We start from the raw sequence: 24679 nt of genomic DNA, 5'->3' as shown, positions 1-24679 counted from the left end.
CCGTGAACGCATGCTCCGGATGCTCGGGACCATGGGGAGGCTGCTGCTCGCGCACTGGCCGGCGCTGCTGGCGTGGTTCCTCTTCGGGCAGCTCGGGCGCCACCTCGCGGTCGAGGCCGCCGCCTACGTGGGGCTCTACTCGGGCATCGGCGGGCTCATGCTCCTCGCGCTCGGCGTGCTGTTCCGGCTCGTCGCGCTCGTCGCGATGCTCCTCGTGATGCGGGACGGGATGGCCGCGCTGCAGCAGGTCGCGCCGACTCCCGTCGATCGCCGAGAGCGGCGCGACTTCTTCATCGACGCCCTGATCGCGGCGATGATCCCGTTCATCGCGTTCTACGTGGCGGCCGGCTATCTCGAGGAGGACCGGCTGGACTGGGCCCGGCGCGCGGGCGAGCTCTACGCGACGGACCTCGGCTGGGGCGACAGCGGCGCCGACCTCTCGCGGATCGTCGAGGTCGAGGTGAGCGCGCTGACGATCGTGCTCATCGTGGTCGCGTTCACGGGGCGCACTCTCTGGACGAGGTTCCGCGACCGGCTGCCCGAGTGGACGGCGGCCGTCGCCGTGGTCTTCGAGCTCGTGTGGACCTTCTGCGTCGGCTTCATCATCCAGTCCTTCTCCGCGCCCGTCCGCGACTGGGTCGAGAGCCGCGCCGCGACGGCCTGGGCCGAGGGCGTGGGCGACGCCATCGCCCGCGCGGCGACTCCCGTCGCGTGGGCGTGGGAAGCACTCTGGTGGCTGGTCACGCAGCTCGTCGAGGTCGTCTCCCTTCCGCTGGCGTGGCTCGCGATCGCGGGCGTCGTCTACGGCGTCGCGATCAGCGCGCGCGGGCTCGAGCTCGATCACCGCGTCATCCGGGCGGCGCGCACGCGTCTGTCGAGCCTTCCCGCGTCGGCGCAGCGACGGCTGAACGACCTCGGCGGGATGGCCGCGTCGCGCGTCGCGCCCATCTACGGCGCGATCCGGCTGATGCTCCGAGGCGGGCCCGTCCTCATCGGCGGGTTCATCCTGCTGTACAGCGTGACGCTCCTGCTCGAGCCCGTTCTCCTCTACGCGATCACGCGCCTCGTCGGCCCGCACGATCTCGCGACGTTCTGGGGCGTGTTCGATCGGCTGATCCTCCTGATCATGCCGCTGATCGTCGAGCCGCTGCGGCTCGCGCTCGTCGCGTCCGCCTATGACGCGACCCTCGATCGCGTCGTGCTGTCAGCGGGGCAGCTCGAGACGGACGAACGCCGGGGTCTCGCCCTGGACCGGGATGTCGAGAGCAAGGGCGCCGTCGACCTGGCGAGGGACGAGGAAGCTCAAGCCAAGTAGGAAATCCCCGTCGGACGCGTCGCAGAACGCGTCGACCTCCGGGTCGTAGGGCACGTCGAGGTCGGGCGGGTTCGCATTCCACTGCCGGTGCGAGCCGCCGATCTCGCTGAGGCGGATGATGCTGCAGGCGAGTTCGTCGTCCGAGGGCGACACCTCGACGGTGACCGTGATCGCCCGCCCGCCGGGCGGCAGCGGCGACGTGACCTCCGTCGAGACGTCCTCCACGCTGCGCACGCGCCAGGTGGCGCCGCCGAACGCGCCGGTCTCGCCGGCGGCGACCGTGTGCGGGAAGACCGGCATCGTCTCGTGTCGCGACCACCACGCGGGGCCGCCGATGCCGGCGATCGCGCCGACGAGGAGTACGCCGAGCGCCGTCAGGGCGAGGGCGTTGCGTCGCAGCCAGGACCTCTGCATCTCAGCCGCTCCATCCGAGGGGCAGGAGCTCGACCCACGGCCGCACCTCGAGGGAGCCGAGGTCGAGGTCGAGGGAGATCAGTGCGTCGACCCACGGCTCGAGCTCGGTGCCGATGTCGATGCGGGCCCGCTCGTCGGCGGCTTCCAGCGGCAGCTCGAAGGCGACGCTGCCGGTGCGCGGAAGCCCGACGTGGGTGGGGGCGCGATAGAGGGAGTCCTCCGGGCGCTCGCTCGCCGTGTACACCGTGCCGTCGTCGAGGGTCAGCCGCACGTGCTCGAGGGAGCGGTCGGCGTCGGTCTCCATGGCGGCGATCTCCAGGTCGAGGACCAGCCACATCCCCGTGTCCCGCCATCCGCTCTCGTCCGAGATGCGCTCGCCGAGCCGTGCGTCCGTGACGGCGCCCGCGAGCGTGCGGGTCTCGACGTGCTCGCCGACCGATGCCCAGGTGCGGAACGGCTCGCGCATGACGTCGTCGTCGGGGGTGAGCTGCATGACGCCCCAGGCCGCGCCGACGAGGGCGAGGCCGGCGCCCCAGCGGAGGGCGGCTGCGCGCCGGATCACGATGCCCCGCTTCCAAGGTCCTCGACGGTGAGGGAGACGGTCGCGGCTTCGGCGAAGTCCGTCCACTCGTCCTCGTGCTCGAAGGTCGTGTAGACGAAGAGCTCGGGGTCGCGGAGGGCGATCTCCACGGGCTCGCCGTCGGCATAGCGATCGCCCGGGACGACCCAGGACAGCACCAGGGTCTCGGGCACGTGCGGCTGCAGCACGACGCCCGACGTCTCGTCCTCCAGGCGCACGACGCTCATCTCGGCGTCCCGGTCGAACTCGTCGAGCTCCGTGTGCGGCGCGAGCACGCTCGACTGCAGGGTCGTCGTCGCGTAGAGGGGCCGGTCCCACCGGCTCTCGACGTCGACGACCAGGGCGAACACGCGGTCGTCGGAGTCGTCGTCGGGGGAGCTCCCCGACCCGGACAGCTCGTCGATGACGATCGCGCGCTGCACCGTGATCCGCAGGGCGTCGTTCACGTGGTCCTCGCCCGCGGCGACCGAGACGATCGTGGGCGGGGGCACGGGCGCGTCCTCGAGACCGCCGAACATGGCCGTGGCGCCGAGCGCGAGCCCGGTGAGGATGGTGGCGCTCCACCCGGTGGGGATCCGGTCGATGAGGTTCCGCGCCCACGCGCCGAGGGCGGGTGCTCCTCCGCCGCTGAGCGCGGCCGCGTTCACGGCGGTCGCCGCCGACTCCGACGCGGCGGCCTCCGTCGGCCGCGCGCCCTCCGCCTCCTCCATGACGCAGAGCATACGACTCAGCAGACCCACATCATCCATGCCCGCCGCCGCGGGGATCGCGCTCGTAGGCTGAGCGCATGGCCGAGCAGACACCATCCGAGGGCACGGACGAACTGGTCGAGCGCGCCGTCGCGCTGGCGCGGCGCTGGGTCCACGAGGCGGCTGAGGCGGAGGTCGATCCGGCCGCGAAGCGGCTCGCCGGCGTGCTGCAGGATCCGAACGGCCTGCCCTTCACGCTCGGCTTCGTCGACGGGGTCATGCGCCCCGAGAGCCTCTCGGCAGCGGCGTCGCAGCTCGCCCGCATCGCCCCGAAGGCGCCGCGCTTCCTGCCCTGGTACCTCCGCCGCGCCGTGCAGGCGGGCGGCGTCCTCGCTCCCGTCGCCCCGATCGCGGTCGTCCCGGCGGCCCGCGCCGCTCTGCGGCGGATGGTCGGGCACCTCATCGTCGATGCGCGACCGGAGAAGCTCGGGCCGGCGATCGAGAAGCTCCGCGAGAAGGGCGCGCGGCTCAACCTCAACCTTCTCGGCGAGGCCGTGCTGGGCGAGAAGGAGGCGCGCCGTCGCCTCGAGGGCATCCACGATCTCGTCCGCCGCCCCGACGTGGACTACGTGTCGGTCAAGGTGTCCGCGATCGCGAGCCGCCTCTCGATGTGGGCGTTCGACGAGACCGTGGAGCTCGTCGCCGAGCGGCTCCTGCCCCTGTACCTCTCCGCGGCGAAGAACGGCACGTTCCTCAACCTCGATATGGAGGAGTACCGCGACCTGGATCTCACCATCGCGGTCTTCCAGCGCGTGCTCGACGACCCGAGACTGCACGGCTACCACGCCGGGATCGTGCTGCAGACGTACCTGCCCGACGCGCTGACGGCGCTCGACCGCCTGACGGACTGGGCGACCGAGCGCGTCGAGGGCGACGGCGCGCCCATTAAGATCCGTCTCGTCAAGGGCGCGAACCTGGCGATGGAGCGGGTGGACGCGACTCTGCACGGGTGGGAGCAGGCGCCGTACGACACCAAGCTCGACACCGATGCCAACTACATCCGCTGCCTGCGGGCGGCCTTCTCGCCCGAGCGCACGCGGGCCGTCCGCATCGGGGTGGCCGGGCACAACCTCTTCGACATCGCCTACGCGTGGCTGCTCGCGGGGGAGCGCGCGGTGCGCGATGCGATCGAGTTCGAGATGCTCCTCGGGATGGCCGAGGGCCAGATGAAGGCGGTCTCGCGCGAGGTCGGGCGCGTGCTCCTCTACGTCCCCGTCGTGCACCCCGACGAGTTCGACGTCGCCGTGAGCTACCTCGTGCGGCGTCTCGAGGAGAACGCATCGAGCGAGAACTTCCTGTCGGCCGCCTTCTCGCTGCACGAGGACGAGACGCTCTTCGCGCGCGAGGAGAACCGCTTCGCGGGCGCCGTGCGCCGAGCCGACGACACGTCTCTCGCGCGCGAGCCGCGCCGTGGGCAGCGGCGGGCGGACGACGCGGACCTCGATGGCGGCTCGGGCGACGCGGCGTCGGATGGGGATGGCCAGCTCACGCAGGTCGTGCTCGACATCGCGGCCGGCGAATCCGCGTCGGCCGCGGGCTTCGAGGACGACTGGGTCGAGACCGCCGTCTTCGCGAGAAAGGAGAGCGCGGCGGCGGCAGGCGCGCCGGGGTTCCGGAACACCCCGGACACCGATCCCGCCCTGGCCGCGAACCGGGAATGGGCGCGGGAGATCCTCGCCCGCATTCCCGACTCGCGCGCAGGAGCCGACACCGTCGCGACGTCGCACGTGGCGAACGCCGGCGCGCTCGACGAGATCGTCGAGCGCGTGCGCACGGCGGGCAGGGAATGGGGCGCGCGCCCCGCGGCCGAGCGCGCGGCCGTGCTGCGCCGTGCCGCCCGGGCGCTCGAGGCGCGGCGGGCCGAGCTCATCGAGGTCGCCGCGTCGGAGACCGGCAAGGTGCTCGCCGAGGCCGACACCGAGGTGAGCGAGGCCGTCGACTTCGCGAACTACTACGCCGCGAACGCGGGCGAGCTCGACCGGGTGGCCGGGGCCGTCTTCCAGCCATCGGCCGTCACGGTCGTGGCACCGCCCTGGAACTTCCCCATCGCCATCCCGTCGGGCGGCGTGCTCGCCGCGCTCGCCGCGGGCTCGGGGGTCGTCTTCAAGCCCGCGCACCTGTCGCGGCGCTGCGCGGCGGTCGTCGCCGAGGCGCTCTGGGACGCGGGCGTGCCCCGAGACGCGCTCGCCCTCGTCGCGCTCGACGAGCCAGAGCTCGGGCAGCGCCTCGTCTCGCATCCCGCCGTCGAGCGCGTGATCCTCACGGGCTCGTGGGACACGGCGCAGCTCTTCCGGTCGTGGCGCCCCGATCTGCCGATCCTCGCCGAGACGAGCGGCAAGAACGCGATCGTCGTGGCGCCGTCGGCGGATCTCGACCTCGCTGCGGCCGATGTCGTGCGCAGCGCGTTCGGCCACGCCGGGCAGAAGTGCTCTGCCGCATCGCTCGCGATCCTCGTCGGGCCGGTCGGCCGCTCCCGGCGCTTCGCGCGGCAGCTCGTCGACGCCACCCGGTCGCTGCGCGTCGGACCGCCGCACGACCCGCTCTCCGAGATGGGGCCGGTGATCGAGGAGCCGCAGGGCAAGCTCGCGTGGGCGCTCACGGAGCTCGAGGAGGGAGAGTCGTGGCTCCTCAAGCCGCGCCGTCTCGAGGACGCTGATGCCCGCTACTGGACACCGGGCATCCGGATCGGCGTGCGGCCCGGTTCGCGCTTCCACCGCGAGGAGTTCTTCGGGCCCGTGCTCGGGATCATGCACGCCGCGAGCCTCGAGCAGGCGATCGAGCTGCAGAACGCCGTCGACTACGGTCTCACCGCCGGTCTGCACACGCTCGACCCCGACGACCTCGAGCAGTGGCTCGAGACCGTGCAGGCCGGGAACCTCTACGTCAACCGCGGCATCACGGGCGCGATCGTGCAGCGGCAGCCGTTCGGCGGCTGGAAGCGCTCGTCGGTCGGAGCGGGCGCCAAGGCCGGCGGGCCGAACTACCTCGTCGGCCTCGGATCGTGGCGCGCGACGAGCGGAGGCCCGTCGTCGCAGTCGCTGCACCTGCGCGGGCTCGACACGCGCATCGCCGCGCTCATCGAGGCCGCGCAGCCCTCGCTGTCGTACGACGAGTTCGAGTGGCTGCGGCGCGGCGCGCTGTCCGACGCGATCGCGTGGGACCGCGAGTTCGGCCGCGTCAAGGACGTCTCGCGGCTCGGAATCGAGCGCAACCTCTTCCGCTACCGTGCGGCCTCTGTCGCGATCCGCGCGACCGCCGACGCTCCGTGGCAGGCCGTGCTGCGGGTCGTGATCGCGGGCGTCCGAGCCGCCGACTGGTTCTCCCTCAGCGTGCCGTCGGGGCTCCCGGCGGCCGTGCGCCGTGCGCTCGGCGAGCTCGACGTGCCGGTCTTCGTCGAGAGCGACGCGGAGTGGATCGAGCGGATGGCCGGAGCCGCGCCCGCCGACGAGGCCCTCGAGGGCGGTGAGGATCGAGACGTCTCCGACGAGGAGGCCGACGACGCGGCGGTGCCGACCTCGGAGGACATCCTCGGGATCCGACGCGAGCGGCCGTCCCGCGCGCGCCTCGTCGGATCGCGCGAGAGCGTCGAGCGTCTGCATCGAGCGCTCGCCGCACGCGTCGAGGGCGATCCCGATCTCGCGGTCTATGCGGGAGAGGTCACCACGGCCGGACGCCTCGAGCTGCTGCCGTTCCTGCGCGAGCAGTCGATCTCGATCACGGCGCACCGCTTCGGCAATCCCGACGACCGCTTCTCCGACGTGATCTGACGCTCAGCGCGGCGCGGGGGCTGATCAGCGCGGCGGCAGCACGTCGTGTCCGGCGTCGCGCTGGCGTGTCCCTCGTCGCGCAGGCGTGTCCGGATCCGGATCGGTGGGGCGCGTGTGCGCGTGTCGGCCCCAGGAGCTCACACCAGCCCCACCGGTCCGAATCCGGGAGCGTTCACCGACAGCGGGCGCTCACAGTGGGCACGCCCTCGGCAAGATCGTCGTGGTGCCCTGACGCCGCGTTCTCACCGACGACTCGGGATCACCGTGGAAGAATGACCTCGGCGTGCCCGGATCGCGGCTACCAGCTCCGCCGGGCCTCTGGACAGCGTCCGCCGCCCGTTGCCACGACGAGGAGCGAAATATGTCCGTCGCGTCTCCCGCGCCCACCGAGGCGCCGACTCGCACTCAGCACAAGCGGCGCTATCTGATGTGCCGCCCCGAGCACTTCACCGTGTCGTACTCGATCAACCCCTGGATGGAGCCGACGCGGCCGACCGACACCGCGCGGGCGGTCGCCCAGTGGCAGGTGCTCTACGACACCTACCGCGAGCTGGGGCACGAGGTCGAGCTCATCGAGCCCCTCGCCGACTACCCCGACATGGTCTACACGGCGAACGGCGGCTTCGTGATCGACGGCATCGCCTACGGGCCGAGCTTCCGCTATGTCGAGCGCCAGGGCGAGGCGCCCGCGTTCATCGACTGGTTCCGCGCGAACGGCTTCGAGACGGTCGTGCCCGAGGAGGTCAACGAGGGCGAAGGCGACTTCCTCCTCGCGGGCGACGTCATCCTGGCGGGCACGGGCTTCCGGTCGACGGGCGACAGCCATGCCGAGGTGGCCCGCGTGTTCGGCCGAGAGGTGATCAGCCTCAACCTCGTCGACCCGCGGTTCTACCACCTCGACACGGCACTGAGCGTGCTCGACCCGGTCGAGGACGAGACGACCGGGCCCGCGAACATCGCCTATCTCCCCGGCGGGTTCGACGAGCGCAGCCGCGCGATCCTCGAGGAGCGTTTCCCCGACGCGATCCAGGTCTCGGATGAGGACGGCGCCGTCTTCGGCCTGAACTCCGCCAGCGACGGGTACAACGTCTTCATCTCGCCGCGCGCGAAGGGCTTCGAGGCGCAGCTGCGCGAGCGCGGGTACAACCCGGTGCTCATCGACCTGTCCGAGCTCCTGCTCGGCGGCGGCGGCATCAAGTGCTGCACGCTCGAGCTGCGGGGCGCGAAGTGACCACGGCCGAGACCGCGACGAGCCACGTCGCGCACAACTACCACCCCCTTCCCGTCGTCATCGCGGGCGGCGAGGGCGCGTGGGTGACGGATGTCGAGGGCAAGCGGTACCTCGACATGCTCGCGGGGTACTCGGCCCTCAACTTCGGCCACCGGCACCCCGACCTCGTCGCGGCCGCGATGGAGCAGCTGGGGCGGATCACGCTGACGAGCCGCGCGTTCGACAACGACCGCCTCGAGCCGTTCGCGACGGCACTCGCCGAGCTGTGCGGCAAAGACCTCGTCCTCCCCATGAACACCGGCGCCGAGGCCGTCGAGACCGGCATCAAGGTGGCGCGGGCGTGGGGCTACCGGGTGAAGGGCATCGCCGACGACCGCGCGAAGATCGTGGTCGCACACGGCAACTTCCACGGCCGCACGACGACGATCGTGGGCTTCAGCGACGACCCCGAGGCGCACGACGACTTCGGGCCGTTCCCGGCCGGATTCGTGGCCGTGCCCTACGGCGACGCCGACGCGCTCGCCGCGGCGATCGACGACGACACGGCAGCCGTGCTCATCGAGCCGATCCAGGGCGAGGCGGGCGTCGTGATCCCGCCGGATGGCTACCTCCGGCGGGTGCGCGAGGTCACGCGCGAGCGCAACGTGCTCTTCATCGCGGACGAGATCCAGTCGGGGCTCGGCCGCGTGGGAGAGACGTTCGCGTGCGATCGCGAGGGCGTGGTCCCCGACGTCTACCTGCTCGGCAAGGCGCTCGGCGGCGGCATCCTGCCGGTGTCGGCTGTCGTCGCGGATGCCGAGGTGCTGGGCGTCATCCGCCCGGGTGAGCACGGGTCCACGTTCGGCGGCAATCCGCTGTCTGCGGCCGTGGCGCTTCGCGTCGTCGAGCTGCTCGCGACCGGCGAGTTCCAGAAGCGCGCGCAGCTGCTCGGTGCGCACCTGCGGGAGAAGCTCGAGGCGCTCGTGGGTCAGGGCATCACCGAGATCCGCGTCGCCGGGCTCTGGGCCGGCGTCGACATCGACCCGTCCATCGGCACGGGGCGTCAGGTGTCCGAGGCGCTCATGGCGCGCGGCGTGCTCGTCAAGGACACCCACGGGCAGACCATCCGGATCGCCCCGCCGCTCGTCATCCGCGCGACCGAGATCGACTGGGCGCTCGAGCAGCTCCAGGTCGTGCTGGCGGATCTCGCCGGCTGATCCCGTTCCTCCAGAAGCCCTCCGCCCCGCCAGGGGTCGGAGGGCTTCTGTCGTCCGGCGGTTTGCGGATGGTCCCCGCGCCGCGTAAGGTACCGACTCGGCGTCGTTGAATCGTTTTATGAGAGCGGTCACATCGGAGCGCGAGGACGCGGACGACGTCGAACGGATTCAAGGAAGAGACGACTCACATGGCACGCATCGGAGCGAAATCGACCACGGGGTGGAAGGCCACCATCTCGGTCGCGATGTCCAACTACATCGAAGCGGGCTCGATCATCGCGATCGCGACGAGCCTCGGATTCTGGCAGGCGCAGTTCGGGTTCACCGACGGCTTCGCTGGCCTCCTCGCCGCGCTCAGCGCGAACGCGTTCGGCGCCGCGATCGGAGCGATCATCGGCGGGCCGCTGTGCGACCGGTTCGGGCGCAAGTTCATCTACACCTACGACCTCATGGTCTACATGGTCGGCGTGCTCATCGCGGCATTCGCCGTGAACGAGTGGATGCTGCTCGCGGCGTTCGTCATCACCGGCATCGCCGTCGGCGCGGGCGTGCCCGCCTCGTGGACCTACATCGCCGAGGAGGCGCCCGCCGACAAGCGCGCGGCCCACGTCGGCACGGCGCAGCTCGCCTGGTCGGTGGGCCCGATGATCGGCTTCCTGCTCGCTGCTCTGCTCGAGCCGCTCGGACTGCTCGGCTCGCGCATCATCTTCGTGCACCTCTTTGTCGTCGCCTTCGTCACGTGGTGGGTCCGGCAGGGGCTCTCCGAGTCGAAGCGCTGGAAGGCCTCGCGCGACGACGCCTCCGCCAACGCGGTCGGCGGCAAGGGGCTCAAGGCGCTCTTCGGCCGCAAGCAGAACCTCACGGCGCTGCTGTTCCTCATCGGCGTCTACGGCTTCTGGAACACCGTCGCGGGCCAGGCCGGCATCTTCATGCCGCGTGTCTACGACGCGGCGGGCCTCACCAATGCGCAGCAGCAGTTCTTCCTGCAGTCGCTGCTGTGGCTCTTCACCGTGCTCGGCACCTACTTCGGGTTCATGCGCTTCGCCGACCGCGTCTCCCGTCGCCTGCTCTATGTGATCGGCGCGGTCATGGGGATCGCCGGATGGGTGGTGCTCGTCTACCTGCCGGCCTCCGCCGTCACGATGCTCGCGTTCGCGGTGCTGTGGGGCTTCGCCTCGGGCATCGGCGCGCAGGCGTTCTACGGCCTCTGGACCGCCGAGCTGTTCTCGACTCGCTACCGCGCGTCGGCCCAGGGCGTGCTGTTCTTCGCCGCTCGCATCATGGTCGGCATCCTGAGCTACGGCTTCCCGGTCTGGCTGACCACGATGGGTCTGCACGGACTCGGCGCGCTGCTCATCGCCATCCTCGCGGTCGCCCTGCTCGTCGGCGCGATCTGGGCGCCTGAGACGCGCGGCAAGACGCTCGAGGAGATCGAGGAGGAGCGCTACGGCGCTCCCGCGAAGTCGCTCGTCTGAGCTCCCGCAGCACGAAGCCCTCCTGCGCCGGCCGGCGCAGGAGGGCTTCGTCGTCGCCGCTAGGCGCCGCGGGCGTCGGCGAGCTGCGACTCGAGGTGGAACACCTCGGGGAATGTCTCGGCCGCCTGGTCGGCGCGGCCGTCGAGCGACACGAAGAAGGGGGCCATCGACTCCTCCCAGCGTGCCGCGACCTCCGACTCCGCGAGGTAGGCCTGCGCGGCGGCGTCGTCGTCGGTCTCGTAGAACCCGATGAGCTCCCCGCCGCCCAGGTGGAAGATCGAGTAGTTCCGCCGCCCGGCTGCGGCGATCTCCTCGAGCATCTCCGGCCACACCGGGCTGTGGCGCGCGATGTACTCGTCGAGCATCTCGGGCTTCACCCGGAGACGGAAGCAGACGCGGGTCGTGGAGCTCATGGGCGGGGCCTCTCTCGATGGCGGGCAAGCGCTTTCATGCTAGCCGTCGAGCCTCAGCGGCCGCGTCGCGCCATCCGCTCGTCCTCGTCCTCGTCCTCGTCCTCGTCCTCGTCGTCGATGCGGATGGCCGTGGTCTGGGCCACCTGGTCGCTGAACTCCTCCGGCGCGACGGTCGGATTGGCCTTCGTGATGATGTCGAGCGGCCGGGTCTCGTCGAGGGAGACGCCGAGGCGGCGGTCGGCATCGCGGTGCAGGCGCCCCGACCAGATGACCCAGGTGAGCCCGATCAGGCTCGCGAGCACGCCGGCCGTGCCGCCGAGGACGATGGCGGCGCGAGGGCCGAACGCGTCGGCGACCCACCCCGCGATCGGCGCGCCGATCGGGGTCGAGCCCATGATGACCGCCATGTAGAGGGCGAGCACGCGGCCGCGCAGGGCCGGGTCGGAGTTCGTCTGCACGTAGCCGTTCGCGGTGGTGAGCATCGTCACCGTGCCGAAGCCGACGAAGACGAGGGCGGCGGCATACGTCCAGTAGCTCGGCATCGCCGCCGACACGAGCGACGCGACGCCGAAGCCGCCCGCTGCGATCATGACGACGCGCAGCCGGGCGCGCTCGCGTCGGGCGGCGAGCAGTGCGCCCGTGAGCGAGCCGATCGCGAGCACCGAGCTCAGCAGCCCGTAGCCGTCCGCACCGTGCCCGAACTCGATCGCCATGGTCGACGCGAAGATCGGGAAGTTCATGCCGAACGCGCCCACGAGGAACACCATGACGAACGCGACGATGAGGTCGGGGCGGCGCGAGACATAGCGGAAGCCGTCGGCGACGCGCGCCGCGCCCTGGCTGCGCACGCGCGGCACGAGCTCGTCGCGGCGCATGAGCATGAGCGCCACGATCATGGCGAGGAAGGTGGCGGCGTTCACGAAGAACACCCATCCGCTCCCGACCGCGACGATGAGCAGACCGCCCACGGCCGGGCCGATGAGGCGCGCCATGTTGAACGACGCCGAGTTCAGCGCCACGGCGTTAGCCGCGTACCGGCGCTCGACGACGTCCGACACGAACGCCTGCCGCGCGGGGCTGTCGAAGGCGTTCGCGACGCCGAAGGCCAGCGCGAAGAGCAGCATGAGCGGCAGGGTCATCACGCCGGCGAGGAGGAGCGCGCCGACCCCGAGCGCGAGGAGCAGGAGCACGCCCTGCGTGACCATGAGAAGACGTCGCCGGTCGAAGCGATCGGCGACCCAGCCGGTCACGCTCACGAGCACGAGCGGCGGGCCGAACTGCAGCGCCATCGTGACGCCCATGGCCGTCGCGTCGTTGTCGGTGAGCTCGGTCAGGACGACCCAGTCCTGCGCCGTCGACTGCATCCATCCGCCGACGTTGGAGATGAGGGCCCCGAGGAACCAGATGCGGTAGTTGAACGAGGCGAACGACCGGAACATCGCGTTCATCGCTCGACCTCCCGCATGATGATCGCCGCCGCGCTGCGGAGCGTCTGGCGGTCCTCGGGTGACAGATCGGCGAGCACCTTCGAGAGCCACTCGTCGCGTCGCCGCGCGGTCTCCTCGACGACGCGACGCCCGCTCTCGGTGATCTGGATGTCGACCTTGCGCCGGTCATCGCCGTTCTCGGTGCGGCTGAGGTGGCCGAGCTCCTCGAGGCAGTTGACCGTCCGGTTCATGGATGGCGCGGTGATGCCCTCGCGCTCGGCGAGCGCGGACAGCGTGTGCGGCCCGTGCACCTTGAGGGCGACGAGCACGGCGAACTGCCCGTCGGTCATGTCCGAGACGGCGCGCTGCTGCTTGAGCCGCCGCGAGAGGCGGAAGACGGCGGCCCGGATCTCGGAGGCGTCGGAGGAGAGCTTCGTCGATGCGGATTGTTTAGCCATGTCAACCATTAGCTTAGCTCATTAGCTTTGCTAAGTAAAGGGGTGTGTACGATCGACGCATGCCCGAGTTCGTCGACGCGCACGGCGTCGCCATCGTGTACGACGTCTACGAGCCGGAGGGGCGGCCCCGCGGTGTCGTCCAGGTGCTGCACGGCGTCGGCGAGCACGCGGGGCGCTATGCCGCGCTCGCCGAGGCGCTGACCGGGGCCGGCTTCGCGGTCTACGCCGACGACCATCGCGGTCACGGCCGCACGGGCATGCGCCAGCACGGCGACGTGGCGAAGCTCGGTCGCCTCGGCGTCGGCGGGCACCGCGCGGCGGTCGACGCGGTCTGGCAGCTGTCGCGGCGGATCCGCGACGAGCGCCCGGGCCTCCCGCTCGTGCTCCTCGGCCACTCGTGGGGATCCTTCCTCGCGCAGATCCTCTTCGACGCCCACCCCGAGGCGTACGACGCGGTCGTCCTCGTCGGATCGTCGCTGCGGTGGCCGGGCGCCCTGAACCCGGGCGACCTCAACGCGCCGTGGAAGGCGCCGGGCGCGACGGGCGTCGAGTGGCTCTCGACCGACCCGGCCGTGCAGAAGGCGTTCCTCGACGATCCGCTCGCGGTCAACGTGCCGCTCGTCAAGCTGTTCGGCGTGGTCGAGGCCGCCCGGATCTACGGGCGCCCCCGCCGCGACCTCCGCGAGCGGGCGGGGGCCGACGTCCCCGTGCTCCTCCTCGTCGGGCGCGACGACACGGTCGGCGGTCCGCGCGGCGTGCACAAGCTCGCGCAGGCGTATCGGGAGCGCGCCGGGCTGACGGATGTGACGACGCTCGTCTACGACGGGCGGCACGAGATCCTCAACGAGCCCGTGCAGGGGCGCGTGCGCGCCGACATCCTCGCCTGGCTCGACGCGCGCGTGCCGGCGCGGTCGTAGCGTGCGAGAGAGCGCTCGCTCTCTCGGCGTCGTCTCGACGCGACGACGTAGGCTGGACGCGTGCACGGCGAGTACAAGGTCCCCGGTGGAAAGCTCGTGGTCGTCGACCTCGAGGTCGAGGCCGGGAGGATCAGCTCCTTCCACCTGGCGGGCGACTTCTTCCTCGAGCCCGACACGGCGCTCGACGACATCAACCGCGCGCTGATCGGCATGCCCGACACCGCCGACGTCCCGGCGATCGCCGCGGCCATCCGCGCGCGCCTCCCCGAGGGCGTCCAGATGCTCGGGTTCACGCCCGAGGCCGTCGGCACGGCCGTGCGCCGCGCGCTCGTGACGGCGTCGACCTGGACCGACTTCGAGTGGGAGATCATCGACGACCCCGCCGTCTCGCCGCTCGTCAACCTCGCGCTCGACGAGGTGCTCACGGGGCGCGTGGGCGACGGTCGCCGCAAGCCGACGCTCCGCATCTGGGAGTGGGACGAGTCGGCGGTCGTGATCGGCTCGTTCCAGTCGTACCGCAACGAGGTCGACCCCGAGGGCGCCGCACGCCACGGCTTCCAGGTCGTCCGCCGCATCTCGGGCGGCGGCGCCATGCTCATGGGCGCCGGGCAGATCATCACCTACTCGCTCTACGTGCCGGCATCGCTCGTGGCGGGCCTCACGTTCGCCGACTCGTACGCCTTCCTCGACGACTGGGTGCTGCAGGCGCTGCGCGGGCTCGGCATCGAGGCGACCTACCAGCCGCTCAACGACATCGCGAGCCCCTCGGGCAAGATCGGCGGGGCGGCGCAGAAGCGGCTCGCGAACGGCGGGGTCCTCCACCACGCGACGCTCTCGTACGACATCGACGGCCAGGTCATGACCGAGGTCCTGCGGATCGGGCGCGAGAAGCTCAGCGACAAGGGCACGGCGTCGGCCGCGAAGCGCGTCGACCCGATCCGCAGCCAGACGGGCATGTCGCGCCGCGAGATCATCGACCGCTTCATCGCGTCGTTCCAGGCGTTCACCGGCGCCGAGCGCGGGCACGTGGCGCCCGACGAGCTCGCAGAGGCCGAGGAGCTCGTGCGCACCAAGTTCGCGACCGATGCGTGGCTCCACCGCGTCCCGTGAGTCAGGACATCCTCGACGACGCACCGCTCGCCGCCCTCACACCGGGCCGCGGCGCGGTCGCGATCCACTACGGCGACAACCTCGACGTCGCGGCACGGCTGCCCGACGGCGCCTTCACCATCGCGTACCTCGACCCGCCGTTCAACACGGGGCGCGGCCGCGAGACCGACGAGAGCCGCCGCGGCTTCTCGATCCACGTGCCGGACGAGCCCGAGGCGGCGGCGGATGCCCCCGAGCCCGTCCTCGAGGACGGCGCGCTCTTCGGGAGCCCGGACGGCGCCGACATCGCGGCGATCGACGCGCACGAGGCCGAGGTCCGCGCGGCGACGCACACGGGCTTCCACGGCCGCAGCTACGAGCGCGTGCGGGGTGCGCTGCGCACCTTCGACGACCGGTTCGACGACTACTGGGGCTTCCTCATGCCGCGGATCGAGGAGGCCTGGCGGCTCCTCGCCGACGACGGCACGCTCTACCTGCATCTCGACTACCGCGAGGCGCACTACGCCAAGGTGATGCTCGACGCGGTCTTCGGGCGCGACGCGTTCCTCAACGAGCTCATCTGGGCGTACGACTACGGGGCGAAGTCGCGCCGCCGATGGCCGACGAAGCACGACACGATCCTCGTCTACGTCAAGGACCCCGACCGCTACTGGTTCGACTCCGAGGCCGTCGACCGCGAGCCGTACATGGCGCCCGGACTCGTGACGCGCGAGAAGGCGCGTCGCGGCAAGCTGCCGACGGATGTCTGGTGGCACACGATCGTGCCGACGAGCGGGGCGGAGCGGACCGGATACGCGACGCAGAAGCCCGAGGGCATCCTGCGCCGCATCATCCAGGCCTCCTCGCGCCCGGGGGATCGCGTCCTCGACATGTTCGCGGGCAGCGGCACGACCGGAGCGGTCGCCGCAGCGCTCGGCCGCGACGCGGTGCTCATCGACGACAACCCCGACGCCATCCGGATCATGGGGGACCGCATCCCCGACGCGCGCGTCGTGCTCCGCAGGTAGCGCCGGCCCGCGCCTGCGCGGAGCGGCGGGGGCGACGCACGCCGCCCCCGCCGCCCCTCCTCAGGCTCGGCGCCGGCGCGCCGCGAGGACCACGGCCCCCGCTGCGAGCACGAGGACGCCGGCGACGCCGGTGCCGATGACCGTCGAGCCGCCCGTCGGCGCAAGCGGAGCATCCTCGTCGGCCCCGGGCGAGGGCGCTGCGGTGGGCGCGGGCGAGGGCGCTGTGGTGGGCGCGGGCGAGGGCGCCGCGGTCGGCTCGGCAGTGGGCTCCGGCGAGGGAGCGGCAGTCGGCTCGGCAGTCGGCTCCGGGGTGGGCGCCGGCGACGGCGCCTCCTCGACGGGCGAGGTGGTGAGGGACCAGTTCTCGGTGAAGAAGTCGGCCGGGTCGATCACGCCGCGCGACTGCGCCCAGTCCACGAGCAGCTGCCGGATCTCGAGGCGCTCGTCGTACACGACGGGCGCCTCCGCGACGTGCGGGTAGCCCGAGCCGCCGCTCTGCCGGTAGTTGTTCACGGCGAGCACGAACTGCTCGTCGTCGGACACGGGGGTGCCGTCGGGGTGGCGGAGCCCCGTGATGCGCTCGCCGACCGGCTGCGAGATGTCGATCGTGTAGTCGAGCCCGGTGAGCACGTCGTACGCGTAGTCGGGGATGCCCTCAGGGGCATCCTCGTAGCGGGCGTTCGTGCCGTTCTCGGGATCGAACTCGGCGCCCTCCTCCGTCTGGACGAAGTAGCGCGCGGAGTGCTCGAGGTAGTCCTGCACCTGCGCGCCCGTGAGCACGACGCCGAGAAGCGTGTTCTCGTAGATGTAGAGGCCTGCGAGATCGCGGATGGTGACCTCGCCCTGCGGGAAGCGCGCCGTCCGCGAGAACGGCGACGCCTGGGAGAGCACCGGCAGGTCGGCGTACTCCGTCGTGTCGAGAGCGTTCGCCACGGTCTCGGCCTGCACCTCGCTGATGAAGTCGATGATCGGGGTGTCCTCGTAGCGCGACGTCTCGGTGCGCAGCTCCTCGGTCGACGTCGCGACCGGGGTGTTGACGTACGACACCGTGGTGTCGTGCGCGCGCTGAACGGCCTCGGCGAGCCCGGCGCTCTCGCCGATCCCCTCTCGCCCGTAGTGCGGCACGACGACCGGGGCGTGGCCATCCGACCAGTCGACGCGGAAGCCGTCGCCGTCGGCGACGAGCGTCAGGTCGACCTGGCTCGCGCTGCGCGCCCAGTACTCCGGCTGGGTGATGAGCACCTTCTCGCCCGCGGCGTTCTCGACGATCTCCTCCGGCTCGTCCTGATGACTGTGGCCGGCCACGACGACGTCGATGCCCGGCACCTGGGTCGCGATGTTGCGGGCGGCGTCCTCCTCGAGCAGAGCCGGGTCGTAGTCCGCGTCGGCAGTGGTGCCCTTGCCCGTGTGCGCGAGCACGACGACCACATCGGCCTGCTCCTCGACCACGGGCACCCACTCCGCCGCGGTCTCGACGACGTCGCGGAACTCCAGCACGCCGTCGACGATCGCCTTGTCCCACACCCGAACGCCGGGGGTCACGACCCCCAGCACGCCGATCGTGACGGTCTCGCCGTCGATCTCGCGATCGATGAGCGTGTAGGGCTCGTGATAGGGCTCGCCGGTCGCGACGTCGATGACGTTCGCACCGAGAAGCGGAGCGTCGAGGCCCTGCTCGTAGGCGGCGAGGAGGTCGAGACCGTAGTTGTACTCGTGGTTGCCGACGACCTGCGCGTCGTAGCCGATCGCGTCGAACGCCGTCGCCATGGGGTGCTCGAGCTCGCCCGACAGCACGGACGGCGCTCCGTCGCCCATCCCGTAGAAGTAGGTGAGGGGAGTGCCCTGGATCGCATCGCCGTTGTCGAGGACGACGACCGACTCGGCGCCCTTCTCCGCGCGCACCTGATCGACGGCGGTGGCGACCCGGGTGAGCCCGAGTGCGTCGTCGGCGGGGAACGGCGCGTTCTGGAAGTAGTCCCAGTCCACGACGTGTCCGTGCACGTCGGTCGTGGCCATGAGCGTGAGCGGGATGCGCTGCTCTGCGTCGTCCGGAGCGGCCGATGCGGCGGGTGCCGCCGGCAGCAGGACGAGCAGGGCGGCGGCGGGCGCGGCGATGATCCTGCGCATGAGTGCCTTCCTGGTTCGGGAGAGGGGAGAGGGCGTCGCGGTGGCGACGGGGGACACCTTACGGGGGGCCGATGACATGCGGATGTCGCGCGCGGGAAGGCGGGTACCCTGGCGGCATGCGCTTCGGAACCTTCATCCCCCAGGGCTGGCGTCACGACCTCGTCGGCATCGATCCGGCCGAGCAGTGGAGCGCGATGCTGTCGCTCGCGCAGGCCGCGGACGCCGGTCCGTGGGAATCGCTGTGGGTCTACGACCACTTCCACACGACGCCGGTGCCGTCGCGCGAGGCTACTCACGAGGCGTGGACCCTCATGTCGGCGTTCGCGGCGTCGACGAGCCGCGTCCGCCTCGGGCAGATGTGCACGTGCATGGGCTACCGCAACCCCGCATACCTCGCGAAGGTCGCCGCGACGGTCGACCATGTCTCGCGCGGGCGCGTCGAGATGGGCATCGGCGGCGGATGGTACGAGCACGAGTGGCGCGCGTACGGGTACGGATTCCCGAAGATCGGCGATCGGCTCCGGATGCTCCGCGAGGGCGTCGAGATCATGAAGCAGGCGTGGGAGACGGGGGAGGCGACCCTCGACGGCCGCTTCTACCAGGTCGACGGCGCGATCGTCGAGCCCCGGCCCATCCAGCGCCCCGGCATCCCGTTCTGGATCTCGGGCGGCGGCGAGAAGGTCACCCTGAAGATCGCCGCGGAGTACGCGCAGTACACGAACTTCGCCGGCGCGCCCGACGCGTTCGCCCACAAGAGCGCCGTGCTTCGCGAGCACTGCGACGCCATCGGCCGCGACTTCGCCGAGATCGTCCGGTCGGCGAACTACAACACGGTCATCGGCGAGACCGAGTCCGAGGTCGAGGAGCGCCTCGCGGCGATCGAGGCGCGCGTCCGGCCGCATCTCGGTGACGCGACGGATGGCTTCATCGGCGAGTACCGGGGAGCGGTCGCGGTGGGCACGGTCGAGCAGGTGACCGAGCGCCTTGCCGCGCTCGGCGACCAGGGTCTGGCCTACGCGATCCACTACTTCCCCGAGGCCGCCTACGACCGGTCGGGCGTCGAGCTGTTCGAGCAGAAGGTGATCCCGGCGCTCAGCTGAGCGCGCGGCCTCACGCGAGCGGGATCGCCCCGTCGTACGCGTCCAGTGACTCGGTCTCCGCGGTCGCGGGGTACGCGAACACGCGCGACGGCGTCGAGCCCGCTGACCAGGGACTCCAATCGGCCGCGCGGGTCCGGATGAAGCCGACCGCCGCGCCGTGGACGGCGTCGGCGAGCTCCTGCGGCGGGTCCTCGCCGGTCATGAGGTCGACGCCCTCGGCGTCGAGCACGTCGAAGAAGAACGGCACGTCGAGGCAGTGGAGCGACCACCCGCGCGCCGGCGACACCCACTCGAACCGGTAGGCCCAGGTGCGGCCGCCCGAGGTCGCGGCCGATCGCGCGCGGGCGATGCGCACCACGTGGCGGCGGAAGAGCGCGTCGGTGACGAAGCGGCCGATCGCGGCGGGGACGCCGCGATCGCGCCGCAGCTCCGCGTTCGCCCGGAGATAGGCGCGGCGTCGCTTCCGAGGGAGCCCGAGCACGGTCAGGACGAGCCAGGCCGGAACCCAGCGGAGCCACCGGCTGTGGTCGTCGACGATCATCGAGAACTCGTCGTCCGTGGTGCCGATCACGAGGGGCTTGTCGGAGCCGACGCCCTTCGCGAGGGCACGCAGAGTCGGCTCGAGGATGAGCTCGCCGTCGATCGCAGGACCCAGCCGCAGGCCATCCGACAGCACGGCCTGGGCGCCGTGCAGATCGCGCATGGCGATGAGGTCCTTCGCGGCGTCGCGCACCTGCTTCTCGGTGAGCGCGCGCCATCCCGCCACGGTCGGCTCGACGCCTCCCTCCGCTGCGGCCCGGCGCCCGAAGCGCTCGGCCTCCTCGGGCGTGATCACGCCGATCGTGGCCGACATCGCCCAGACCGCCGAGAAGAGGTGCTGCGCCGCGGGCATCCCGAGAAGGGTGAGCACCGCTCCGCCGCCGGCCGACTGGCCCGCGATCGTCACGCGGGTGGGGTCGCCGCCGAAGGAGCGGATGTTGCGCTGCACCCACTCGAGGGCGGCGAGCCAGTCCCGCACCCCGCGGTTGCTCGGCGCGTCGGCGATCCAGCCGAACCCGTCGAAGCCGAGGCGGTACGACGCCGTCACGACGACGACGCCGTCGCGGGCGAACGAGCGCCCGTCGTACCAGGGGCTCGCGATCGAGCCGGAGACGTAGGCGCCGCCGTGGAAGTACACGAGGACGGGAAGCTCCGCCCCCGGATCGGTCGACGGGGTGAACACGTTGACGTTGAGCGTCGAGCGACCGGGGACCGACGGCTCCGGGATGAGCGTGATGCCGGTCGCCCCGCGCTGGGGCGTCGCCCCCTGCCGGGTGGCGTCGAGCACGCCATCCCAGGGCTCGTGCGGCGCGGGCGCCTGGAAGCGGAGGCGCCCGACCGGCGGCTGCGCGAACGGGATGCCGAGGAACGTCGCGCAGTCCCGGCGCCAGAACCCGCGCACGCGACCCGCCTCGGTGTCGACGACGGGCTGCTCGACGCGGTGCGGATCGGTCGGGATGCTCGCGGTCACGGTTCCAGTATCGCCGCCCCCGGGAGGCTCAGAAGAGCTGGCGCCAGTTCGCCTTCGCGAGGTCGAGGAGCTCGTCGCCGCGGCCGGAGAGGACGGTGCGGATGGCGTAGAGCGCGAATCCGCCGACCTGGTCGGCCGTGATCGTGGGCGGCATCGACAGCTCCTGCCGCTCGGTCACGACGTCGAGGAGCGCCGGCCCGTCGTGGGCGAGGAGCTCCTCGATCGCGGCAGGGAGGGCATCCGACCGCTCCACCCGGATGCCCTTGATGCCGAGCGCGTTCGCGACGGCAGCGAAGTCGGGGTTCTCGAGACCCGTGCCGTAGGTCACGAAGCCGGCGGCCTTCATCTCGAGCTCGACGAAGTTCAGCGACGAGTTGTTGACCACGACGGTCTTCACGGGCAGATCGTTCTGCGTGAGGGTGATGAGCTCGCCGAGCATCATCGCGAGCCCGCCGTCGCCCGCGAGGGCGACCACCTGGCGGCCGGGCTGCGCGGCCTGCGCGCCGATGCCGTGCAGGAGCGCGTTCGCCATGGATCCATGGCTGAACGAGCCGATGAGACGCCGGCGCCCGTTCATCGTGAGGTACCGCGCGGCCCAGACGGTCGGCGAGCCGACGTCGGCGGTGAAGACGGCGTCGTCGGCAGCGGCCTCGTCGAGGAGCCGCGCGAGGTACTGCGGGTGGATGGGGTGCGCCCCGCGGCGCGGAACCGCGAGCTCGTCGAGCTTGCGCCGCGTCTTGACGTAGTGGTCGCGCGCGTCGTCGAGGTGCTGTCGGCTGCGCTTCTCGGAGAGACGGGGGAGCAGCGCCGCCGCGGTCGCCTTGACGTCTCCGACGAGCCCGAGGTCGAGCGGATGGCGGCGGCCGAGCTGGGAGCCGCGGATGTCGACCTGGATCGTCGTCGCGTGCTCGGGGTAGAACTGCGGGTAGGGGAAGTCGGTGCCGAGCATCAGGAGCGCGTCGGCGCCCTCCATCGCGCGGTAGCCCGAGGCGAATCCGAGCAGTCCCGTCATCCCGACGTCGAACGGGTTGTCGTACTCGATGAACTCCTTGCCGCGCAGCGCGTGGACGACCGGGGCGGCGAGCCGGTCGGCGAGGGCGACGACCTCGTCGTGCGCGCCCTGGACGCCGGCGCCGGCGAGGATCGTGACCTTCTTCGCGCCATCGAGCAGCTCGGCCGCGCGGTCGAGCTCGGCGTCGTTCGGCAGGACGACCGGGCGCGCCCGGTCGATGACGGTCACGCGGTCGGAGGCGGCCTCCGCGAGCGCGACGTCGCCGGGGATCACGACGACCGCGACGTCGCGCTCCTGGATGGCCGTGCGCATCGCGATCTCGAGGATGCGCGGCATCTGACTCGCGTCCGCGACGTACTCGACGTAGGCGCTGCACTCGCGGAACAGCTCCTGCGGGTGCGTCTCCTGGAAGTAGTTCGTGCCGATCTCGGAGGTCGGGATGTGCGCCGCGATCGCGAGCACGGGAACCCGCGAGCGATGCGCGTCGTAGAGCCCGTTGATGAGGTGCAGATTGCCCGGACCGCACGAGCCCGCGACGACGGCGAGGTCGTCGGTCAGCGCCGCCTCGGCGGCCGCCGCGAACGCCGCCGACTCCTCGTGGCGCACGTGGACCCACCGGATGGATCCGTCCTTGCGGAGCGCGTCGGTGAAGCCGTTGAGCGAGTCGCCGGGGATCCCGTACACGCGCTCGACGCCGTTCGCCCTGAGGGTCGCGACGATGTTCTGGGCGACGTCGGTCATGGGTCGTGCCTCCGTTCGAGCCTGCCTGCGGTACCTCCGACGTTACGCCCGATCCGGAGCCCGGAGGCGGTCCGCGGGAATGTCCGAGGGGGCGCGTAGCTTCTCCTCGACAGATCCTCTTGACGACGTACTTGCCTTTTGCAAGTATCCGAACGACGGCGTGCGACGACGGAGAGAGACCATGGCGGACACCCAGACCCATCCCGGCGACGGCAACCCGGCGCCTCCCGAGAACGGCATGCGCAGCTTCCTGCACGTGCTCGTGAACACGGCATTCGCGAACATCACGACGAGCTATCTCTGGTGGGCCCTGACCTTCTGGATCTACCTCGAGACGCGCAACGTCATCGCGACGGGCGTCATCGGCGGCGCCTACATGCTGTTCATCGCGCTCTTCAGCATGTTCTTCGGGACCCTCGTCGACCGCTTCCGCAAGAAGGCGGTCATGGCCTGGGCCACGCTCATCGCGTTCAGCGTCTTCTGCCTCGACGCGATCTTCTTCTTCGTGCTGGGCGAGGAGCGCATCGTCGACCTCACGCAGCCGTGGTTCTGGATCTTCGCCGTCGTCATGCTCGCCGGTGCCGTGGTCGAGCAGCTGCGCAACATCGCCCTCTCGACGACCGTCACGCTTCTCGTGCCCGTCGACCGCCATGCGAACGCGAACGGCATGGTCGGCACCGTGCAGGGCCTCGCATTCCTCGTCACGAGCGTGTTCAGCGGGCTCTCCGTCGGCCTCCTCGGCATGGGCACGACGCTGCTCATCGCCCTCGTCGCGATGGCGCTGTCGCTTCTGCACCTCATGGCCATCCGCATCCCCGAGCGCGAGATCGTGCACGCCGAGGGGCAGACCCGGTGGGTGGATGTCGCCGGCGGGTTCCAGGCGGTGCGCGCGGTTCCGGGGCTGCTCACGCTCGTGCTCTTCACGACGCTGAACAACCTCGTGGGCGGCGTCTACATGGCGCTCATGGACCCGTACGGGCTCGAGATGTTCTCGGTCGAGATGTGGGGCATCTGGCTCGCGGTGGGCTCGACCGGCTTCATCGTCGGCGGCGCGGTGATCGCGAAGCTGGGGCTCGGCAGGAACCCGATCCGCACGATGCTGCTCATCGCCGCGCTCGTCGGCGTCGTCGGGGCGGTCTTCACCCTGAGGGACTGGGCGTGGCTCTACGTCGGCGGCATCTGGGTCTTCATGTGCCTCATGCCCGCCGTCGAGGCGGCCGAGCAGACGGTCATCCAGAAGGTGACGCCGTACGAGAAGCAGGGGCGCGTCTTCGGGTTCGCGATGACCTTCGAAGCGGCTTCGGCGCCCATCACCTCGTTCCTGATCGCGCCGATCGCCCAGCTCTGGGTCATCCCGTACATGCAGACGGACGCGGGTCAACGGCAGTGGTCCTGGCTGCTGGGGGAGGGCGAGGCGCGGGGCATCGCGCTCGTGTTCGTCGCGGCCGGCGTCGTCGCCATCCTGCTGGCGCTCGGCGCATTCCTCCTGCCGGCCTACCGGATGCTGTCGGCCCAGTTCCTGAAGAGCGACGGCGAAGAGCCGAACGCGGCACCCGAGGCGCCGGGGGCTCCGACGCCCGGGACCGCGGGGCTCGTCGCGACTCCGCACGCGGAGGACGAGCCGGTCGCGCCGGATCAGTCGGCCGACCGGTAGCTTCCCGCGCGGAGCCTCTCGGTGATGTCGAGCAGCGTCCGCAGGTCGTCGTCGTCGAGGCACGACATGCGCTCGGCGATGCTCTTGCCGTGAGCCGCGGCGATCGATCGGAACGCGCGGGCGCCGTCCTCCGTCGCCGTCACGAGGGCGCCGCGCCCGTCGTCGGGGTCGCTGCACTTCGTGACGAGCCCGCGCCCGACCATGCGGTCGACGAGCCGGGAGACGCTCGGCTGGCTGATGAGCATGTTCGCCGTGACGTCGCGCAGCCGCGCCGTCATGTCCGGTGCACGGGTGACCGTGAGCAGCACGTCGTACTCCGCCTGCGAGAGGTCGCCGCCCACAAAGTCGTTCGAGACGTCCTCGAACACCTCGTGCTGCGCACGGAAGAGGCTCTCCCACGCGGCGATAGCGAGTCTGCGGTCGGCCATGCCTCTCAGGCTAGCGTTCCATGCGCGCCTATAGGAGTTGATCGGGGC

At 71.4% G+C, this 24679-nt stretch carries 20 protein-coding genes; 10 read left to right on the top strand and 10 right to left on the bottom strand.

From position 1 onward, the window contains the following. Positions 1-10: 10 nt before the first annotated feature. Positions 11-1315, top strand: coding sequence for a hypothetical protein (locus tag M1D56_RS14015; RefSeq protein ID WP_456283915.1), 1305 nt, complete (start codon positions 11-13; stop codon positions 1313-1315). On the opposite strand, the gene M1D56_RS14010 is transcribed toward M1D56_RS14015, so the two are convergent. From M1D56_RS14010 to M1D56_RS14000, 3 genes are read right to left on the bottom strand one after another with little or no spacing between them, the layout of a single operon-like run. Continuing rightward, on the bottom strand, positions 1205-1729 hold the full coding sequence (locus M1D56_RS14010) for a hypothetical protein (protein ID WP_421076028.1): 525 nt from the start codon (positions 1727-1729) through the stop codon (positions 1205-1207). The genes M1D56_RS14015 and M1D56_RS14010 overlap by 111 nt on opposite strands. A 1-nt stretch (position 1730) precedes the next feature. Further along, the gene (locus M1D56_RS14005; RefSeq protein WP_456283914.1) at positions 1731-2291 is read right to left on the bottom strand and encodes a hypothetical protein; all 561 of its coding nucleotides are present in this window, start codon (positions 2289-2291) and stop codon (positions 1731-1733) included. Further along, positions 2288-3058, bottom strand: coding sequence for a hypothetical protein (locus tag M1D56_RS14000; RefSeq protein ID WP_456283913.1), 771 nt, complete (start codon positions 3056-3058; stop codon positions 2288-2290). The genes M1D56_RS14005 and M1D56_RS14000 overlap by 4 nt, the downstream gene beginning before the upstream one ends. Before the next feature lie 38 nt (positions 3059-3096). Between M1D56_RS14000 and M1D56_RS13995 the strand changes: the two genes are divergently transcribed. From M1D56_RS13995 to M1D56_RS13980, 4 genes are all read left to right on the top strand, one after another. Beyond that, positions 3097-6825, top strand: coding sequence for a proline dehydrogenase family protein (locus M1D56_RS13995; RefSeq protein ID WP_456283912.1), 3729 nt, complete (start codon positions 3097-3099; stop codon positions 6823-6825). 361 nt (positions 6826-7186) lie between these two features. Further along, a complete protein-coding gene (ddaH, locus tag M1D56_RS13990; protein WP_456283911.1) occupies positions 7187-8056 on the top strand; it encodes a dimethylargininase in 870 nt (289 codons plus the stop codon). Continuing rightward, the gene (gene rocD, locus M1D56_RS13985) at positions 8053-9252 is read left to right on the top strand and encodes an ornithine--oxo-acid transaminase (RefSeq protein ID WP_456283910.1); all 1200 of its coding nucleotides are present in this window, start codon (positions 8053-8055) and stop codon (positions 9250-9252) included. Before ddaH ends, rocD begins: the two co-directional genes overlap by 4 nt. A 188-nt stretch (positions 9253-9440) precedes the next feature. Beyond that, the gene (locus M1D56_RS13980) at positions 9441-10727 is read left to right on the top strand and encodes an MFS transporter (protein WP_456283909.1); all 1287 of its coding nucleotides are present in this window, start codon (positions 9441-9443) and stop codon (positions 10725-10727) included. Between the two features lie 59 nt (positions 10728-10786). Here M1D56_RS13980 and M1D56_RS13975 read toward each other — a convergent pair whose 3' ends face one another. Genes M1D56_RS13975 through M1D56_RS13965 form a run of 3 tightly spaced genes read right to left on the bottom strand, consistent with a single transcriptional unit; the run spans position 10787 to position 13025 of the window. Further along, on the bottom strand, positions 10787-11140 hold the full coding sequence (locus tag M1D56_RS13975; protein ID WP_282980080.1) for an L-rhamnose mutarotase: 354 nt from the start codon (positions 11138-11140) through the stop codon (positions 10787-10789). 53 nt (positions 11141-11193) lie between these two features. Beyond that, the gene (locus M1D56_RS13970; RefSeq protein ID WP_456283908.1) at positions 11194-12588 is read right to left on the bottom strand and encodes an MFS transporter; all 1395 of its coding nucleotides are present in this window, start codon (positions 12586-12588) and stop codon (positions 11194-11196) included. Next, positions 12585-13025 carry a MarR family winged helix-turn-helix transcriptional regulator gene (locus tag M1D56_RS13965; RefSeq protein WP_271174323.1) on the bottom strand — a complete coding sequence of 147 codons (441 nt, stop codon included), beginning with the start codon at positions 13023-13025 and terminating at the stop codon, positions 12585-12587. Before M1D56_RS13965 ends, M1D56_RS13970 begins: the two co-directional genes overlap by 4 nt. Before the next feature lie 59 nt (positions 13026-13084). On the opposite strand from M1D56_RS13965, the gene M1D56_RS13960 reads away from it, so the two are divergent. The 3 genes from M1D56_RS13960 to M1D56_RS13950 are packed head-to-tail and all read left to right on the top strand — an operon-like array spanning position 13085 to position 16059. Next, complete coding sequence (locus M1D56_RS13960; RefSeq protein WP_456283907.1) at positions 13085-13942, top strand: alpha/beta fold hydrolase; 858 nt, start codon at positions 13085-13087, stop codon at positions 13940-13942. A gap of 60 nt (positions 13943-14002) precedes the next feature. Continuing rightward, positions 14003-15052 carry a lipoyl protein ligase domain-containing protein gene (locus M1D56_RS13955; protein WP_271174321.1) on the top strand — a complete coding sequence of 350 codons (1050 nt, stop codon included), beginning with the start codon at positions 14003-14005 and terminating at the stop codon, positions 15050-15052. After that, positions 15049-16059, top strand: a complete 1011-nt coding sequence (locus tag M1D56_RS13950; RefSeq protein ID WP_324013887.1) for a DNA-methyltransferase — start codon at positions 15049-15051, stop codon at positions 16057-16059. Before M1D56_RS13955 ends, M1D56_RS13950 begins: the two co-directional genes overlap by 4 nt. Before the next feature lie 60 nt (positions 16060-16119). Here the strand turns inward: M1D56_RS13950 and M1D56_RS13945 are convergent, their stop codons facing one another. Next, positions 16120-18186 carry a 5'-nucleotidase C-terminal domain-containing protein gene (locus M1D56_RS13945; protein WP_456283906.1) on the bottom strand — a complete coding sequence of 689 codons (2067 nt, stop codon included), beginning with the start codon at positions 18184-18186 and terminating at the stop codon, positions 16120-16122. A 116-nt stretch (positions 18187-18302) separates the two neighbouring features. On the opposite strand from M1D56_RS13945, the gene M1D56_RS13940 reads away from it, so the two are divergent. Next, complete coding sequence (locus M1D56_RS13940; RefSeq protein ID WP_271174318.1) at positions 18303-19286, top strand: LLM class F420-dependent oxidoreductase; 984 nt, start codon at positions 18303-18305, stop codon at positions 19284-19286. A 10-nt stretch (positions 19287-19296) separates the two neighbouring features. On the opposite strand, the gene M1D56_RS13935 is transcribed toward M1D56_RS13940, so the two are convergent. Together M1D56_RS13935 and poxB are read right to left on the bottom strand one after the other, a co-directional pair. After that, positions 19297-20796 (bottom strand): carboxylesterase/lipase family protein, encoded by a 1500-nt coding sequence (locus M1D56_RS13935; protein WP_456283905.1) that lies wholly within the window; start codon positions 20794-20796, stop codon positions 19297-19299. Between the two features lie 28 nt (positions 20797-20824). Then, a complete protein-coding gene (gene poxB / locus M1D56_RS13930; protein ID WP_282980071.1) occupies positions 20825-22549 on the bottom strand; it encodes a ubiquinone-dependent pyruvate dehydrogenase in 1725 nt (574 codons plus the stop codon). Positions 22550-22730: 181 nt separating this feature from the next. On the opposite strand from poxB, the gene M1D56_RS13925 reads away from it, so the two are divergent. After that, positions 22731-24203, top strand: a complete 1473-nt coding sequence (locus M1D56_RS13925) for an MFS transporter (RefSeq protein ID WP_456283904.1) — start codon at positions 22731-22733, stop codon at positions 24201-24203. On the opposite strand, the gene M1D56_RS13920 is transcribed toward M1D56_RS13925, so the two are convergent. Further along, complete coding sequence (locus tag M1D56_RS13920) at positions 24185-24631, bottom strand: MarR family winged helix-turn-helix transcriptional regulator (RefSeq protein ID WP_456283903.1); 447 nt, start codon at positions 24629-24631, stop codon at positions 24185-24187. The two genes, M1D56_RS13925 and M1D56_RS13920, sit on opposite strands and share 19 nt — an antisense overlap. Between the last annotated feature and the right edge of the window lie 48 nt (positions 24632-24679).

Source organism: Microbacterium sp. JZ101, assembly GCF_053903175.1.
This window is presented reverse-complemented; position numbering and strand designations above follow the sequence as displayed.